This is a genomic window from Streptomyces himalayensis subsp. himalayensis (assembly GCF_013778455.1).
Lineage (GTDB): Bacteria > Actinomycetota > Actinomycetes > Streptomycetales > Streptomycetaceae > Streptomyces > Streptomyces himalayensis.
This window is the reverse complement of record NZ_JACEHE010000018.1, coordinates 101443-116734: the sequence shown is the minus strand read 5'-3', so window position 1 is coordinate 116734 and position 15292 is coordinate 101443. Positions and strand designations below refer to the sequence as shown.

13 protein-coding genes and 1 pseudogene are annotated in these 15292 nt (G+C 70.0%); 6 read left to right on the top strand and 8 right to left on the bottom strand.

Annotation, left to right across the window (positions count from 1 at the left end):
• Window positions 1-25: 25 nt before the first annotated feature.
• On the bottom strand, window positions 26-1684 hold the full coding sequence (locus H1D24_RS27100) for a PHP domain-containing protein (protein WP_181660318.1): 1659 nt from the start codon (window positions 1682-1684) through the stop codon (window positions 26-28).
• Window positions 1685-2026: 342 nt separating this feature from the next.
• Between H1D24_RS27100 and H1D24_RS27095 the strand changes: the two genes are divergently transcribed.
• Window positions 2027-3841: a LamG-like jellyroll fold domain-containing protein gene (locus H1D24_RS27095; RefSeq protein WP_181660317.1), complete on the top strand. Its 1815-nt coding sequence runs from the start codon at window positions 2027-2029 to the stop codon at window positions 3839-3841.
• Between the two features lie 31 nt (window positions 3842-3872).
• Here the strand turns inward: H1D24_RS27095 and H1D24_RS27090 are convergent, their stop codons facing one another.
• Entirely contained in the window at window positions 3873-4247 is a 375-nt protein-coding gene (locus H1D24_RS27090) for an ArsR/SmtB family transcription factor (RefSeq protein WP_181660316.1), read from the bottom strand.
• A gap of 63 nt (window positions 4248-4310) precedes the next feature.
• Here H1D24_RS27090 and H1D24_RS27085 point away from each other — a divergent pair, with 63 nt between their 5' ends.
• The gene (locus tag H1D24_RS27085; protein ID WP_374064370.1) at window positions 4311-5495 is read left to right on the top strand and encodes a cation diffusion facilitator family transporter; all 1185 of its coding nucleotides are present in this window, start codon (window positions 4311-4313) and stop codon (window positions 5493-5495) included.
• Window positions 5496-5535: 40 nt separating this feature from the next.
• Here H1D24_RS27085 and H1D24_RS27080 read toward each other — a convergent pair whose 3' ends face one another.
• The gene (locus tag H1D24_RS27080; protein WP_258564336.1) at window positions 5536-6333 is read right to left on the bottom strand and encodes a PDC sensor domain-containing protein; all 798 of its coding nucleotides are present in this window, start codon (window positions 6331-6333) and stop codon (window positions 5536-5538) included.
• Window positions 6284-7114, bottom strand: coding sequence for a FadR/GntR family transcriptional regulator (locus tag H1D24_RS27075; RefSeq protein ID WP_374064382.1), 831 nt, complete (start codon window positions 7112-7114; stop codon window positions 6284-6286). Before H1D24_RS27075 ends, H1D24_RS27080 begins: the two co-directional genes overlap by 50 nt.
• A 143-nt stretch (window positions 7115-7257) precedes the next feature.
• On the opposite strand from H1D24_RS27075, the gene H1D24_RS27070 reads away from it, so the two are divergent.
• The 4 genes from H1D24_RS27070 (at window position 7258) to H1D24_RS27055 (ending at window position 11396) form a co-directional block, all read left to right on the top strand.
• Window positions 7258-8295, top strand: coding sequence for an ABC transporter ATP-binding protein (locus H1D24_RS27070; RefSeq protein WP_181660314.1), 1038 nt, complete (start codon window positions 7258-7260; stop codon window positions 8293-8295).
• A gap of 82 nt (window positions 8296-8377) precedes the next feature.
• Window positions 8378-9580: an ABC transporter substrate-binding protein gene (locus tag H1D24_RS27065; RefSeq protein WP_181660313.1), complete on the top strand. Its 1203-nt coding sequence runs from the start codon at window positions 8378-8380 to the stop codon at window positions 9578-9580.
• 59 nt (window positions 9581-9639) lie between these two features.
• Window positions 9640-10524 (top strand): ABC transporter permease, encoded by an 885-nt coding sequence (locus H1D24_RS27060; RefSeq protein WP_181660312.1) that lies wholly within the window; start codon window positions 9640-9642, stop codon window positions 10522-10524.
• Window positions 10525-10580: 56 nt separating this feature from the next.
• Complete coding sequence (locus H1D24_RS27055; RefSeq protein ID WP_181660311.1) at window positions 10581-11396, top strand: ABC transporter permease; 816 nt, start codon at window positions 10581-10583, stop codon at window positions 11394-11396.
• On the opposite strand, the gene H1D24_RS27050 is transcribed toward H1D24_RS27055, so the two are convergent.
• The 4 genes and pseudogenes from H1D24_RS27050 to H1D24_RS27035 all read right to left on the bottom strand — a co-directional run bounded on the left by H1D24_RS27050 (window position 11379) and on the right by H1D24_RS27035 (window position 15083).
• On the bottom strand, window positions 11379-12182 hold the full coding sequence (locus H1D24_RS27050; protein WP_181660310.1) for an ABC transporter ATP-binding protein: 804 nt from the start codon (window positions 12180-12182) through the stop codon (window positions 11379-11381). The two genes, H1D24_RS27055 and H1D24_RS27050, sit on opposite strands and share 18 nt — an antisense overlap.
• 215 nt (window positions 12183-12397) lie before the next feature.
• Window positions 12398-13162 (bottom strand): annotated as a pseudogene (locus H1D24_RS27045) (ABC transporter permease); the annotation flags it as partial.
• Window positions 13159-13926 (bottom strand): ABC transporter permease, encoded by a 768-nt coding sequence (locus H1D24_RS27040; RefSeq protein ID WP_258564345.1) that lies wholly within the window; start codon window positions 13924-13926, stop codon window positions 13159-13161. The pseudogene H1D24_RS27045 and the gene H1D24_RS27040, both read right to left, overlap by 4 nt.
• Before the next feature lie 173 nt (window positions 13927-14099).
• Complete coding sequence (locus tag H1D24_RS27035) at window positions 14100-15083, bottom strand: ABC transporter substrate-binding protein (RefSeq protein WP_181660308.1); 984 nt, start codon at window positions 15081-15083, stop codon at window positions 14100-14102.
• Window positions 15084-15292: the final 209 nt, after the last annotated feature.

Here is a 15292-nt window from a genome sequence, read left to right as displayed (position 1 = left end):
GATGGCCCGGGTTGCCCGGGTCTGGTCAGCCCTCCACATCCACGAAGACCGGGTTCGTGTAGCACCACGTGTCCAGCCACGGGTTGCCGTTGCCCGGCTCGTGCGTCAGCGGGCCGTGCGGGTCGATCGCGGCGCCCAGGTATCCCGCGCCGTTGCGGTTGCCGTCGCTGCCGCGCAGCCGCAGGTAGAAGGACTCCTCGGCCGCGCCGATCGGCAGCGTGAGGGTGTACGTGCCCGTACGCCCCGACACGTCCCAGGTGTGCGTCACCCTGGTGTCGGGCGCCCGCCACTCGTCGCGGTCCGCGACCGGGCCGCGCACCGCGCCTCGTACCACGTCCACGTGGGCGAGCTCGGGCAGGATGTCGTACGGGTTGCGGCGCGATGCCGTCGTCACGGTCACGGACAGGGTGATCTTCTCGCCGCGCCGCACATGCAGCCGTCCGCCCAGCGTGGCACCCCGGCCCCGGCCGTCCGCACCGTGCACCCGTACGTCGATGCCGTCCACGAGGTGGCCGTGGTCGACCCACACCCGGCCGGCCCGCAGACCGGCCATCACACTGCGGTAGCCGTAGCGCGTCACGCCCACGTGGGTCCGGCTGAACTGACCGGGCCAGAAGTCGGAACCGGGCTGCGGCTCGGTCGTGTTCACCGGATCCGGGAGGCGTCCGGTGTTGTCGAAGTTCTGCCCGGGCAGCCAGTCGCCGTTCTTCCAGGTGTCGAACACGACCCGGTGCACGTCGGAGTTGGACGTGATCGTGAACAGCTTGCCCTCGGCGAGCATCGCGTCCCACAGGCCGCCGACCGTCGCCGTCGCCCAGTCGAAGCCGCCGTAGGTGAGATAGGCGTCGCGAGGATAGCCGGCCCATGAGTTGGCCGAGGGAGCGTTCTCGTACTCGCCGCGGATGCTGTTCGTCCCCCGCCAGCCCGGCAGCGCCGCGCCCTGGGCACCGGGTGCGCCCTCCATGCCGATCATGATGCCGGGGGCTGCGTCGCGCCAGTTGCGCATCTCGTGCGGGGAGTCGATGCCGAGCCGCAGCGGGTGGTTGGCGAGGACGAGCACGTCGTCGACGTAGCCGGTGCGGCGCTGTTCGGCGAGCCACTTGAGGGCCGCGACGGCGTGCGCCTCGTTGCGGGCCGTGTTGGGGTCGTTCGGCGCGCCCGCGGTGTAGCCGAGCAGCTTGCCGTCGTACGCCGTCTCGAAGCGGGTCAGTACGTCGACCTCGTTCGGGCCCGGCGGGGTGAAGACGGTGCAGTGCTCGGCGCCCGGGATGTACCACTCCAGGCCCTGGAAGATCAGCTGCCGGGGGTTGTCGGCGCGGGCCTGGAGGATCTGGTCGTGCTCCAGCTGCGCGCCGTACTTCGCGTGCCCGACGTTGCTGTGCTCGGTGAACACCAGCCAGTCCAGGCCGTACTCGGCACCGGCCGCGGCGATCTGGGAGAACGTGTACTTGGCGTCGTGGCTGTAGACCGTGTGGTTGTGGTGGTCGCCCACCAGATAGACCAGCTCGGGGTCGTTCCCGCCCGTGGTGGCGTACGCCTGGCCCGCCGGCAGCGCCGCGCCGGCCGCGAACGCGGCGCCGAACAGCCCTGCCCGGCGCAGCAGTCCGCGTCGGCTGAGGCCCTGGGCGTCGAGCGAGGTCGCGGACACCCGCGGGTCGGCCCATACGGGCAGGGGTCTGGACATGGCGGAGCTCCTTCGGCGAGGCGGATGCCGCGCACGGTAACGGGTGATCCAGAGCGGTCGGGCGAAGCGGAGGTGAACAGTCAGGGCGCGGCGGCGGGCCGGGGTCGTATCGCTTGCCCGGAAGCGGAGCGCCACTGTGGGCCGCCGGGCACGAGTCCCGACTCCGCTGCTCGACGCGACCATCATCGCTGTGCTCGCTTCGGACTCCTGACACCTCCTCGTTCCCGGGTGTAAGCCTGTGCGACAGCGGCCCCGCGTACCTCTCTGCGTGACACTGCGCGGGCGTCCGCCGCGCCCGTACGCGTATTCAGCCACCCCCCGAACGGCAGATCGGAGTCGGCCATGTGCCGAGAGCACCAGGGACCGGGTCCGCGCCCGGGGTTCAACCGACGTATGTTCCTCTCCGCCACGGCACTCGCCGGTGCGGCCACCGCAGTGGCGGCCGTACCCGCCCAGGCGGCCGCCGAGAGATGGGCTCCCGACCCGGACAGCCCCAGATTCACGGTCGCCGTCATGCCGGACACGCAGTACCTCTTCGACGGCCCGAGCATCCAGGCCGCCCCCGTCGAGGCGTCGCTGCGCTACCTGCTCCAGCGCGGCCGTGACGAGAACATCGTGTTCCTCTCCCACCTGGGCGACCTCACGCAGAACGGGAGCCCGGAGGAGTTCGCTGCGATCGGCAAGGCGTTCGAGCTGCTGGACGACCGGCGCGTCGGCTACAGCGTGCTGGCCGGCAACCACGACATCCGCTCGAGCACCGACGACCAGCGCGGCGACAGCCCGTATCTCGACACGTTCGGCCCGGACCGTTTCGCCTCGTCGCCCGCCTTCCGCGGTGCGACCCCCGACGGTTACAACACGTACCACGTGTTCCGGGCCGCCGGACGCGAGTGGCTGGTCCTCGCACTGGACTGGCGGCCGTCGTCCGGGGCGTACGACTGGGCGAAGAAGGTCCTGGCCGACCATCCCAGGACGCCGGTCATCCTCACCACCCACCAGCTTGTGGAGGGTGACGGTGGACTCAGCGCGCACGGACAGGAGGTGTGGGACAGGCTCATCGAGTCCCACGACCAGATCTTCCTGACCCTCAACGGCCACGACTGGCCCGCCGCCCGCACCGTGCGCAAAAACGCGGCCGGACGTGAGGTCCATCTGCACCTCACCAACTACCAGAACCGCTACTACGGCGGCTCCGCGATGATCCGCCTGTACCACTTCGACGTCGCCCGCGGCACGATCGACGTCGAGACGTTCTCGCCCTGGCTGCTCAGCAAGGCCGCCGACGAACTGAACGAGCTCGAACGCGAAGAGATCGAACTCACCGGTCCCGACGACCGGTTCTCCCTCGCGATCGACTTCGAGCAGCGCTTCTCGGGCTTCGCCCCGGTGCCCGCCCGCCCCGCCCGCCCCGCCTCCGCTCTGCTGATACCGGGCACGGTCGCGTACTGGCGCTTCGACACCGGCGAGGAGGGCGCGGCGCTCGCCGACGGCGCCCGTGTCATCGATCTGTCCGGGCACGGCAACGACCTGAGCGCCGTTCGTGTGTCCGGCAGCCCGTCCGGCGCCCTCACCTGGTCGAGCGCGCACCACCCGGACCAGCCCGCCCACGGCAGCCTGCGCCTGGACGGAGGCAAGCCGCCGCTGCGGGGCGGATACCTTCGTACGACCGATGACGCCCCGCTGAACCGCGCCACCTTCCCGCGCGGCTACACCATCGAGGCCTTCTTCCGGCTCCCGGCCGACTGGGACGCCTCACGCAACGCCTGGTCCGCGATCCTCGGCAGGGCGGGCGCCGCCGAGGGCTCCGAGGAACCCCCGGCCACCCTCTCGCTCTCCAACGACCGCGAAACACAGTGGGCTGTCTTCCCGCCCACCGGCGGCGACGTGATCACCAACTGGGGCCACGAGACACCGCTCGGACGGTGGCAGCACGTGGCGGTCGTCAACGACGGGCGGCACACCACGATGTACATCGAGAGCTGCCCGGTGGTGCGCAACCCGACGGCGGTGTCCACGGGTGTCGCAACACGGGGTCTGCCCTGGCTGCTGGGCGGTTACGAGTACGCGGGCGTCCTCGACCAGCTGCTCAACGCGTGGGTCGGGGACGTCAGGATCGTCGACCGCGCGCTGGCCGTACGGGAGTTCATGAGCGCGTAGGTGCGGCTGCGGGGGCTCGGAGGTGCGGCGGTCAGTCGTGCGGCGGTGCGCCCGTCACCAGGTGGTCGGCGTGGTTGAGCGCCTCGGTGACGAGGCGCCGCAGATGCCCGTCGTGCAGGGCGTAGACCGAACGCCGCCCCTCCTTGCGCATCTGCACGAGACCGGTGAGCCGCAGCTTCGCCAGATGCTGGCTCACCGCGGGGCGGGCGGCGCCGCTGGCCGCCGTCAGCGTGTTGACGTCCGCCTCGCCCTGGGCGAGCGTCCACACGAGGTGCAGCCGGGTCGGGTCGGAGAGCATCCCGAAGACGTTCGCAGCGGCGGCGAACTGGGCGGCACCGCTGGGGTGCACCTGCTCCCGCACCTGCGTCTTGTGTGCAGGTGCGGGACGGTCCTCGGTGGCTGTCATGGAGCCATCGTAGGACGCGGTCAACAGATGCCAAGCCCCCGATGTGTGCATTAGTATGCACACGTGAACGGTCGCTACGCGCACAGCCATGAGCACGATCATGAGCCCGCCCACAGCCACGAGCACGCGCGCCGCTATGAGCACGGACACAGCCATGAGCACGGGCACAGCGATGAGCGCGACCACAGCGACGAGCAGGCACGTCGCATTGGGCACGCGCGCCGCCACGAGCACGGCGGTCCCCGATGGGCCCGACTCCGCCATCGCCTCGCCCACTTGGTCACCCCGCACTCTCACGAGGCGGCCGACAAGGTCGACAGCGCCATGGAGAGCTCCTCGGCCGGAATGCGTACGCTCTGGATCTCGCTCGCCGTGCTGGGCGCCACCGCATGCCTCCAGGGAGTCGTCGTCGCGCTCTCCGGATCGGTTGCGCTGCTGGGTGACACCCTGCACAACGCGGGCGACGCCCTGACCTCCGTACCGCTGGCGATCGCCTTCGTGCTCGGCCGGCGCGCCGCCAACCGCCGCTTCACCTACGGCTACGGCCGTGCCGAGGACCTGGCCGGACTCGTCATCGTGCTGACCATCGGGCTCTCGGCCGTCTTCGCGGCCTGGACCGCCGTGGACAGGCTGCTGCACCCGCGCGACGTCGAGCACCTGCCGGCCGTCGCCGCGGCCGCGCTGATCGGCTTCCTCGGCAACGAATGGGTGGCCCGCTACCGCATCCGCACCGGCCGCCGGATCGGTTCCGCGGCCCTGGTCGCCGACGGTCTGCACGCGCGGACGGACGGATTCACCTCGCTCGCAGTGCTGGTGGGGGCCGGCGGCGTGGCCGCCGGGCTGCCGGTGGCGGACCCGGTCGTCGGGCTGCTGATCACCGTCGCCATCCTGTTCGCCTTGCGCGACGCCGCCCGCGAGGTGTTCCGGCGCATGATGGACGCCGTCGACCCGACGCTGGTGGACGCGGCCGAACTCGCGCTGCGGGAGGTGCCGGGCGTGCGCGACGTCGGCGAGCTGCGGCTGCGCTGGATCGGCCACCGGCTGCGCGCCGAGGTGGCCGTCGTGGTCGACGGCGAGCTCACCGCGCGGGCCGCCCACGAGGTGGCGGTGGCCGCCGAACACACGCTGCTGCACGCCGTACCCCGGCTGTCCGCAGCCCTGGTCCACGCCGACCCGGCGTCGGCGGGCGCGGCGGGGACGGAGGGCGATCCGCACGCCGCACTGGCGCATCACCGGGCGTCGTACTGACAGGAGAGGGTCGTCCTGGCGGGACACCGTCATACGGCATTCAGTCGTCGGAGACCAGCAAGACCAACGGCACCCCGTCGCACCGGTACACCCGCAGCCCGCCGAACCGGCCGGGCTCTGACGGGCCGGCCACCAGAGCCGCGAAGTCGGGGCCCTTGGTGAGCGAGCCGACCAGGTGGTGCGGATCGGTCGACGCCGCCACCCGGCCGCGGGCGTTTACCAGGTGGGCGGAGCCCGGCAGTCGCTTCAGGAGCGGCATCACGGCCGCCTCGAAGTGCCGCAGGTACACGTCCGCGGCGGCCACGCCGGCGAACCGGCCGCCCACGGTCACGGGTGCGGACAGGGTGAGGGAGTACTCGTCGGAGCAGAGGTAGTCGACGTAGGGCCCGGCGACCGCGCGCTGTCCGGTGTCGCGGGGCAGGGTGAACCAGTCCCAGTGGGTGTAGTCCGAGTACGCGGAGTGCTCCGGATCGAGATCGAGCAGCAGCGGGCGCACCGTTCCGTCGGTGCCGGCCTGCCACCACTCCAGCCAGGCCGGTACGTCGGTCAGCAGGCCCGGGGCGGTGACGAAGCCAACCCCCGAGACGAGCGCGCGGGCCGCGAGCCGGGCGTGCAGCCCCGGGCGGAGAGCGGCCAGGTCGGCTGTGACCGGGCCGTGCTCACCGACGGACACCCCTTCGAGCAGCGCCACGATGTCCACGCGTGTCTCCGCCACCGTGTCGAAGACGTCCTCGAGCGTGTCCCGAACACGCGCAGCGACGGCCTCGCCCGTCACCACCGCCGTCGCTTCAGGCGGGGTGTCCGCTGCGCCGACGAGACCGGTACTCCTGCCGCCCATGGGTGCCCTCCTCGGGTCCGGGACCGTGCGCCGCGCTCGTGGCGCCCAGCCGGAGTTCGATCAACCGCGTCATCGACGCCTGCACGCAGCGCTCGGCCAGCGATCTGGCCCGGTCTTCCGCCTCATCCTGCACCGCCGAGATTACGGCACGGTGACGGTCCGTCACCTCCTTGAGGTAGGAGGTGTCCGTAAGGACGAGACACAGCAGCGCCCCGACCTCCGTCTGGAGCGCGACCTCCTCCCTTGTAAGCCGCGGAGACTGGGCGGCCGCCGCCAGCTCCACATGGAAGCGCCCGTAGACCCGGCTGCGTGCGGTGGGGTCGTCGGCCTGCGCCAACTCGTCCACGCTCCTGATGAGTTGGCGCAAGTCGCCAATGTCTGTGCGCTGAGCCGCGAGCCAGGCGGCCGCCCCCGAGACCGCGGCCCAGTGATCGCCCAGGTCCCGCAGCTCCTCGGTGGACCAGTCGGTCAGCCGCGCGAACAGCCGGTCTTCGGCAGGGCCTTCGGGCAGCGTCACGAAGCTGCCGCCGCCGCGTCCGCGTCGGGTGGTGACCAGCCCTCGCTGCCGCAGGGCCATGAGCGCCTCGCGCAGCGTCACCGTGGAGACGCCGAGCTGCGCCGCGAGCTCACTCTCGCCAGGCAGCTGCTCACCGTCGGAGAGCAGGCCGAGCTCGATGGCGTCGCCGAGTCGGCGCACGACCGCGTCGACCCGGGCCCGGGTGTCGACCGGGGTGAAGACGGCTCTACGGGCGCCGCCTGCACCCTTCTCGTCTCGTCGCACGGGGTTCACGCACAACCACCCTGTAGAGCTTGTGTGTTGACCCATCCTTTGCCGCAAGGGGGCCTTGAGATTTGAACTATGGCTTCATATGTTTTAGCGCGGCGCTCGTTCAACGCACGACCGCATCAGAAAGGTTCCCGCCCATGCAGGGAATGGCGATCCGGCTGCAGGGACTGAGCAAGACGTACGGCCGGACCGAGGCAGTGTCCGGGGTCGACCTGGAGATAGCCGACGGCGAGTTCTTCTCGATGCTGGGCCCCTCGGGCTCGGGCAAGACCACCGTGCTGCGGATGATCGCCGGATTCGAGGCGCCGACCTCGGGAACCGTCGCACTCGCAGGCCGCGACGTCACCCGTCTCGCCCCCTTCGAACGCGATGTGCACACCGTGTTCCAGGACTACGCGCTGTTCCCGCACATGACGGTCGAGCAGAACGTCGCCTACGCCCTCAAGGTCCGCAAGGTGCCGAAGGCCGAGCGTCGGGACCGGGTCCGCGAGGCCCTGGCACGCGTCCGCCTCGACGGTTTCGGCGCGCGCCGGCCCTCGCAGCTCTCCGGCGGCCAGCGTCAGCGCGTGGCGCTCGCTCGCGCCCTGGTCGGCCGCCCCAGGGTGCTGCTCCTCGACGAACCGCTCGGCGCGCTCGACCTCAAGCTCCGCGAGCAGATGCAGATCGAGCTCAAGGCGATCCAGCGGGAGGTCGGCATCACGTTCGTGTTCGTCACGCACGACCAGGAGGAGGCCCTGACGATGAGCGACCGCCTCGCAGTGTTCCAGCAAGGTCGTATCGAACAGACCGGCACCCCCGCCGAGATCTACGAGCGGCCCGCGACCCGGTTCGTCGCCGGCTTCGTCGGCACCTCCAACCTGCTCGAGGGCCAGGCCGCCGAACAGGTCGTCGGAAGCCCCGGCACGTACAGCATCAGGCCCGAGAAGATCCGTGTGCTCAAGGAGTCCGCCACGGCGGACGAGCCGGAGCACTCCACCGCGACCGGAACCGTCGCCGAGGTCGTCTACCTCGGCGACGCCACCCGGTTCCTGGTGGACCTCGACGCCGGAGGGCGCCTCACCGCCCTCCAGCAGAACCTGGAGACCTCCTCCGAGGACGTCGCTGCCTATCGCGGCGCCCGGGTCAGGCTGCTGTGGCACGACCGCCACACCTTCCGGGTTCCCGCACCGCGGTAGCCGCCAGGTTCCAGGAAGCACGGCAACCGCACCGCTCGCACGTACCGTCCCGCTCCATCCCCCCATCGACAGGGAGTACTTCGTGCGCCTGAACCGATCCCTCAAGGCAGCCGCCGCCATCGGCGCGCTGCTGCTCGTCACCGCCTGCGGCTCCACGGACTCGGACGATTCTTCGTCCTCCTCCTCGGGGCTCAACCCGCCGGATCTCAAGGCGCAGTCGAAGCTCGGCAAGACCGAGGGCGAGGTCAATCTGATCGCCTGGGCGGGCTATGTCGAGGACGGCTCCAACGACCCGAAGGTCGACTGGGTGAGCGACTTCGAGAAGCAGACGGGCTGCCAGGTCAACACCAAGACGGCCGCCACATCGGACGAGATGGTCAGCCTCATGAAGACCGGCGACTACGACGCGGTATCCGCCTCCGGCGACGCCTCGCTGCGCCTCATCGCCTCCGGCGACGCGGCGCCCGTCAACACCAAGCTCGTCCCCAACTACGCCGACGTCTTCAAGGGCCTGAAGAACCAGGACTGGAACTCGGTGGACGGCGTCCCGTACGGCATCCCGCACGGCCGCGGCGCCAACCTCCTCATGTACAACACCGAGCAGGTCAAGCCCGCCCCCGACTCCTGGTCCGCCGTCTTCGACAAGGCGTCCGCGCACAAGGGCAAGGTCACCGCCTACGACTCGCCGATCTACCTCGCCGATGCCGCGCTGTATCTGATGGCCACCCAGCCGGACCTCGGCATCAAGAACCCGTACGCCCTCGACCAGAAGCAGTTCGACGCCGCCGTCGAGCTGCTGAAGCAGCAGAACGCAAACATCGGTGAGTACTGGAGCGACTACCTCAAGGAGATCTCCGCGTTCAAGAGCGGTGACTCCGTGGTCGGCACCACCTGGCAGGTGATCGCCAACCTCGCCCAGGACGAGGGCGCCAAGGTCGAGGCGGTCCTGCCCAAGGAGGGAGCCACCGGCTGGTCCGACACCTGGATGATCGCCGCCAAGGCCAAGCACCCCGACTGCGCCTACAAGTGGTTCGACTGGATCATCTCGCCCGAGGTGAACGCGCAGGTCGCCGAGTACTTCGGCGAGGCGCCGTCCAACGCGAAGTCCTGCGACGAGACGGCCGACAAGAACCACTGCGCCACCTTCCACGCCACCGACGAGGCGTACTGGAAGAACGTCCACTACTGGACCACGCCCATCGAGCAGTGCATCGACGGCCGCACGGACGTCAAGTGCGTGCCGTACGCGAAGTGGGTGCAGGCCTGGAACGAGATCAAGGGCTGAACCGGCCGGTGACGAGACACAAGGCTGAACCGGCTGGTGACGAGATCAAGGGCTGACACATGACCGATGCCGTCGCAGCCGCCGGACCCCTCCGGCGGCTCGCCGGGACCCTGCACCGCCGACCCCGGCTGCGGCTGTCCCTGCTCCTCTCCGCGCCGCTGCTGTGGCTCGTCCTCGCTTATCTGGGCTCGCTGGCCGCGCTGTTCCTGTCGGCCTTCTGGACCACGGACTCCTTCACGTCGGAGGTCGTGAAGGTGTGGTCCACCGACAACTTCGAGGCGCTGCTCACCGAATCCCTCTACCGGCAGGTGGCGCTGCGCAGCGTCGGCGTCGCGCTCGCCGTCACCGCCCTGTGTGCCGTGATCGCCTTCCCGATCGCCTTCTACACGGCGCGCGTCGCGAGGCCGAGATGGCGGCCGCTCCTGGTTGTCGCGATCCTCACGCCTCTGTGGGCGAGCTATCTGGTGAAGGTGTACGCCTGGCGGCTCATTCTCTCCGAGGGCGGACCGCTCGACTGGGCCCTGAGGCCGTTCGGGCTCAGCGGGCCCGGCTACGGCCTGACCGCCACCGTCCTCGTGCTGACCTACCTCTGGCTGCCGTACATGATCCTGCCGATCCACGCGGGGCTCGAGCAGCTTCCCGACGGACTTCTCGACGCCTCCGCCGATCTCGGTGCCGGCACCGGGCGCACCTTCCGCTCCGTCGTACTGCCCCTGGTCCTCCCGTCGGTCGCCGCCGGATCGGTCTTCACCTTCTCGCTCAGCCTCGGTGACTACATCACGGTGCAGATCGTCGGCGGCAAGACCCAGCTGATCGGCAACCTCGTGTACTCCAACGTGACGCTGAACCTCCCGCTGGCGGCGGCGGTCGGCACCGTCCCGGTCGTCGTCATCGTGCTTTATCTGCTCGCGGTGCGCCGCACCGGGGCGTTGAGAAGCCTCTGACGCCCTGAATGCCTCTGAAGCTCTTGACCAGCGGTCCTCGAGGAGGAGCCCACGCCATGCACCTGTCCCGCCCCGCACGCATCGCGCTGCGCACCGCCGCCGCGCTCGGTCTCGCGGTCATCTACCTTCCGCTGCTCCTCGTACTCGTCAACTCTCTGAACCCCGACCGAAGTTCCAGCTGGCCGCCACCGGGCCTCACCCTCGACTGGTGGTCCGTCGCGTGGCGCAACGACGGTGCGCGGGCCGCCCTGTGGACCTCCGTCGAGGCCGGGCTCGCCGCCACGGCCATCGCACTGGTGCTCGGCACACTCATCGCCTTCGCCGTGCAGCGGCACGCCTTCTTCGGCCGCGAGGCGATCTCCTTCGCGGTCGTCCTGCCCATCGCGCTGCCCGGCATCGTCACCGGAATCGCTCTCAACTCCGCCTTCAACACGGTCCTGGAGCCGCTCGGAGTAGGCCTCGGCCTGTTCACGGTCGTCGTCGGACACGCCACGTTCTGCGTCGTCGTGGTCTTCAACAACGTCGCGGCCCGGCTGCGGCGCCTTCCGGGCAGCTATGAGGAAGCCGCCATGGACCTCGGCGCGCACTCCTTCCGCGCCTTCGTCGACGTCACGTTCCCGCTGATGCGGTCGGCGCTGCTGGCCGGCGGACTGCTGGCGTTCGCGCTGTCCTTCGACGAGATCGTGGTGACCACCTTCACCGCGGGACCCGGTGTCCAGACGCTCCCCATCTGGATCTTCAACAACATGACCCGCCCTCAGCAGGCCCCGGTCGTCAATGTCGTCGCCGCGCTTCTTGTCCTGCTGTCCGTCATCCCGATCTACGTCGCGCAGCGGCTGTCATCGGACACGGCGTCAGCCAGCAGGATCTGAAACCTGGGAACCGCGCTTCGCCGCCTGAATCTGCTCGTACACATGCGTACGGAGCTCCGCGAAGCGCGGCGCGACCCGCGTGTGCAACTGGTCCCGTTCCGCGGGCAGATCGATCTTCAGCTGCTCCTGTACGACGGTCGGGGACGCCGACAGGACCAGCACCCGCTCTCCGAGGTAGACGGCCTCGTCGATGTCGTGGGTTACGAACAGGATCGTCATGCCCCGCTCCCGCCACAGCCGCCGCACCAGGTCCTCCAGGTCCGCGCGGGTCTGGGCGTCCACAGCGGCGAACGGCTCGTCCATCAGCAGCACGCCGGGCTCGTACGCGAGGGCGCGAGCGATGGCGACGCGCTGCTGCATACCGCCCGAGAGCTGCCACGGGTAGGCGCCGGCGGCGTCCGCGAGACCGACGGACTCCAGGGCCTCGGCCACGAGTTCGCGGCGCCGCGCCCTGCTGAGCGAACTCTTCTGCTTCAGCGGCAGCTCGACGTTGTCCCGCACCCGCATCCAGGGGAAGAGGCTGCGGCCGTACTCCTGGAACACCACGGCCATTCCGGGCGGTGGCCCGCTCACGCGGCGGCCCTCGAGCAGGACCTCGCCGCCGGTGGGCGCGAGCAGTCCGGCCACGCACTTCAGCAGCGTGGTCTTGCCGCATCCGGACGGGCCGACGAGGCAGACGAGTTCGCCCGGCTCGACGCTGAAGGTCAGATCACGGACCGCCTCCACCCGGCGCCCGGACCCTTCGTAGACCTTCTGCAGGCCGGACACGGCGAGCAGGGACTGCATGGAGCGTCCTTTCGCAAGGTACTTCGTAACGGACTTCGCAGGGGACTTCTCAGAGACATCCGAAACGGTCACTGCGACCGCCGGCGGCGAGTGAGCCGAAGGGGCGCGTCGGTTTCGAGAGGCCGAGCGCGCGGAGGCCCGACGGAGGAGGGCTGAGCACGGTCGGTCACTCGAAACCGACTTCTGCGCCCCGGAGGCGAACCGAGCCTTGAAAGGGAAGCCGCGCGCAGACCGCGGTACCAGCCGAGCGCCCGCCGCTCGACCAGCTGGAACAGGAGGGACAGCAGTACGCCGAGCAGCCCGAGCAGCAGGATCCCCGTCCACATGTCGGGGATGGCGAAGCTGCGCTGGAACTGCACGATGGTGAAGCCCAGGCCGTTGCTCGCGGCGAACATCTCGCTGATGACCATCAGGATGATGCCGATCGACAGAGCCTGGCGCAGACCCGCGAAGATCTGGGGGCTCGCCGAGCGCAGCACCACATGGCGCAGCCGCGCGACGCCCGTGATGCCGTACGAGCGGGCCGTCTCGGACATCACGGAGTCCACCGCCCGGACGCCCTCGACGGTGTTGAGCAGGATCGGCCATACGCAGCCGCTCGCGATCACGGCGATCTTCATGGTGTCGCCGATGCCCGCGAACAGCATGATCACCGGGACCAGGACGGGCGGCGGCACCGCCCGAAGGAACTCCAGCACCGGCTCACAGGCGGCCCGCACCCGGCGGTACGAGCCGATGACCGTGCCGAATGCGATGCCGGCCACGGCAGCCGACGCATAGCCGGCCGACAGACGCAGCACGCTGGGGAGTACGTCGTCACGTAGCCGTTCGCCCGTCCAGACGTCGGGGAACGCGGTGAGGATCGTCCGCAGCGGCGGCCAGTACACGTCGGTGCTATCGGCCGACGCCAACCACCAGCCGACCACCAGCACAGCGGGCAGCGCGAGGGCGAAGAACAGGCGGAGCCCCAGGTGTTTCACACCGCCACCTCCCCGCGTACCGACTGGTGCCAGGTGAGCGCCCGGCGCTCCACCGTGCGCGCGCCCACGTTGATCAGTAGCCCGAGCAGGCCCGTGACCACCACCAGGGCGTACATCTCCGGCACGGCACCCGAGGTCTGGGCGACGGCGATGCGTGAACCCAACCCCGGGGCGCCGATGACGAGTTCGGCAGTGACGGCCAGGATGAGGGCGACCGAGGCGGCGAGGCGGACGCCCGTCATGACATACGGCAGGGCGGTGGGCCACAGCACGTGACGGACCCGTGCCCAGGTGCCGAGGCCGTAACTGCGGGCCGTCTCCTCGGCGACCGGGTCGACGTCCTGGACGCCGTACAGCGTCTGGATCAGGATCTGCCAGAAGGACGCGTACACCACCAGGAGGAGGACCGAGCGGAGTTCCGTGCCGAAGAGGAGGACCGCGAGCGGGATGAGGGCGACCGAGGGGATCGGGCGCAGGAACTCGATCGTGGAGGCGGTGGCCTGGCGGAGGTACGGGACGACCGAGACGACGACTCCCGCCAGGATTCCGGCGGTCACCGCGATCGCGAGCCCCAGCGCCCAGCCGGTGAGCGTGTCCCCGAGCGCCGTCCAGAACGCCTCGTCGCCCAGCTCGGCGACGAAGGCGTCCGCGATGCGGCTGGTCGGCGGGAAGAAGTCCGCGGAGACGATGCCGAGCCGCGGCACCGCCTCGCACAGGGCGAGGAAGGCCGCGAGCCCGGCGCCGCCCAGGACGGCGTTCGTCAGTCCTGGCCGGGGGCCACCGGACCGCTGGCCCTTCGTGAGACCGACGACCGGTCCCGATCCTGGCGCCGGTCCAGGTCCCGGTCCCGATCCTGGCGCCGGTCCCGGTCCCGGACCTGTTCCCGGTTCTGGCCGGGCGTTGCTGAGGGGCGTCTCCCCGCCGAGTCGCCTCTCCTTCACGGCAGCAACTTGTCCAGATCCGGTGTGGACTTGAAGAGGCCGTCCTTCTCGCCGAGAGCGGCGAGCGCCTCGATGGAGGCGCGGTTGGGCTCGGCGGGCCACGTCGGCAGGGTCACCTTCTCCAGCGTCGCCGCCGGGATCTTCGTGTACGTGGTGACGATCTCGCGGACCTCGTCGGGGTGTTCGCTCGCGTAGGCGAGGGACTCCGCGGTGGCCTCCTGGAACTTCTTCACCAGCTCCGGGTTCTGCTGCGTGTACTGCGTCGACGTGAAGTACATCGCGACGGTGAGGCCCTTGGCGACGTCGACCAGGGAGGAGGCGATCTCGCTGCCGCCCTGGCCCTTGATGGTGGCGAGCGCGGGCTCGACCACCATGGCGGCGTCGATCTGGCCCTTGTCGAGGGCAGCGGGCATCTGGTCGAAGGCGAGCTCGACGAACTTCACCTTGTCGGGGTCGCCACCGGCCTTGCGTACCGACTCGCGCACCGCTGTCTCGTTGATGTTCTTCAGGGTGTTGAGGGCGACCTTCTTGCCCTCCAGGTCCTTCGCCGTCTTGATGGCGCTGCCCTTCTTCACCGTGAGCGCGCCGAAGTCCTCGCCCTCCACGCCCGTCGAGGCGGCGCCGTTGGCGACGGCCTTCACGGGCATGTTGTTGGTCTGGGCGATCATCAGCGAGGTCATGTTGGAGAACCCGAACTGGAACTGGCCGCTGACCACGCCCGGCACGATCGCCGCACCGCCCTGGGCGAGGGTGAGCTCCAGCTTGAGGCCCCGCTTGCTGTAGAAGCCCTTCTCCTGCCCGAGGTAGAGGGGCGCGACGTCGACGATCGGGATGACGCCGACCTTGACGGTGGTGGTACCACCCCCCGACTCCTTGCCGGACCCGGACGCCCCGGACGACCCGGGGGACTCGGACGAGCCGCACGCCGTCGTGGCGGCCAGGAACGCGCCGACGGCGAGGCCGATGAGCAGGCGACGCATGAATCCCCCTTGTGGGACCGGTTGGACATCGCTCGGAGAGAGTGTGTGCGCAGGTCGCACAGTGGTGCCGAGGGGGAACGTAGAGGGGCACAGGCTAGGGGTCAATGGCCGTGCGGAAAGTGTAGATTCCCTTTGAGACAAGGGAGTTGGAGCATGTGCCCGTGCCGTCGGAGGCGGCGCTGTCACATCCGTTGACACCCGCCTGAACG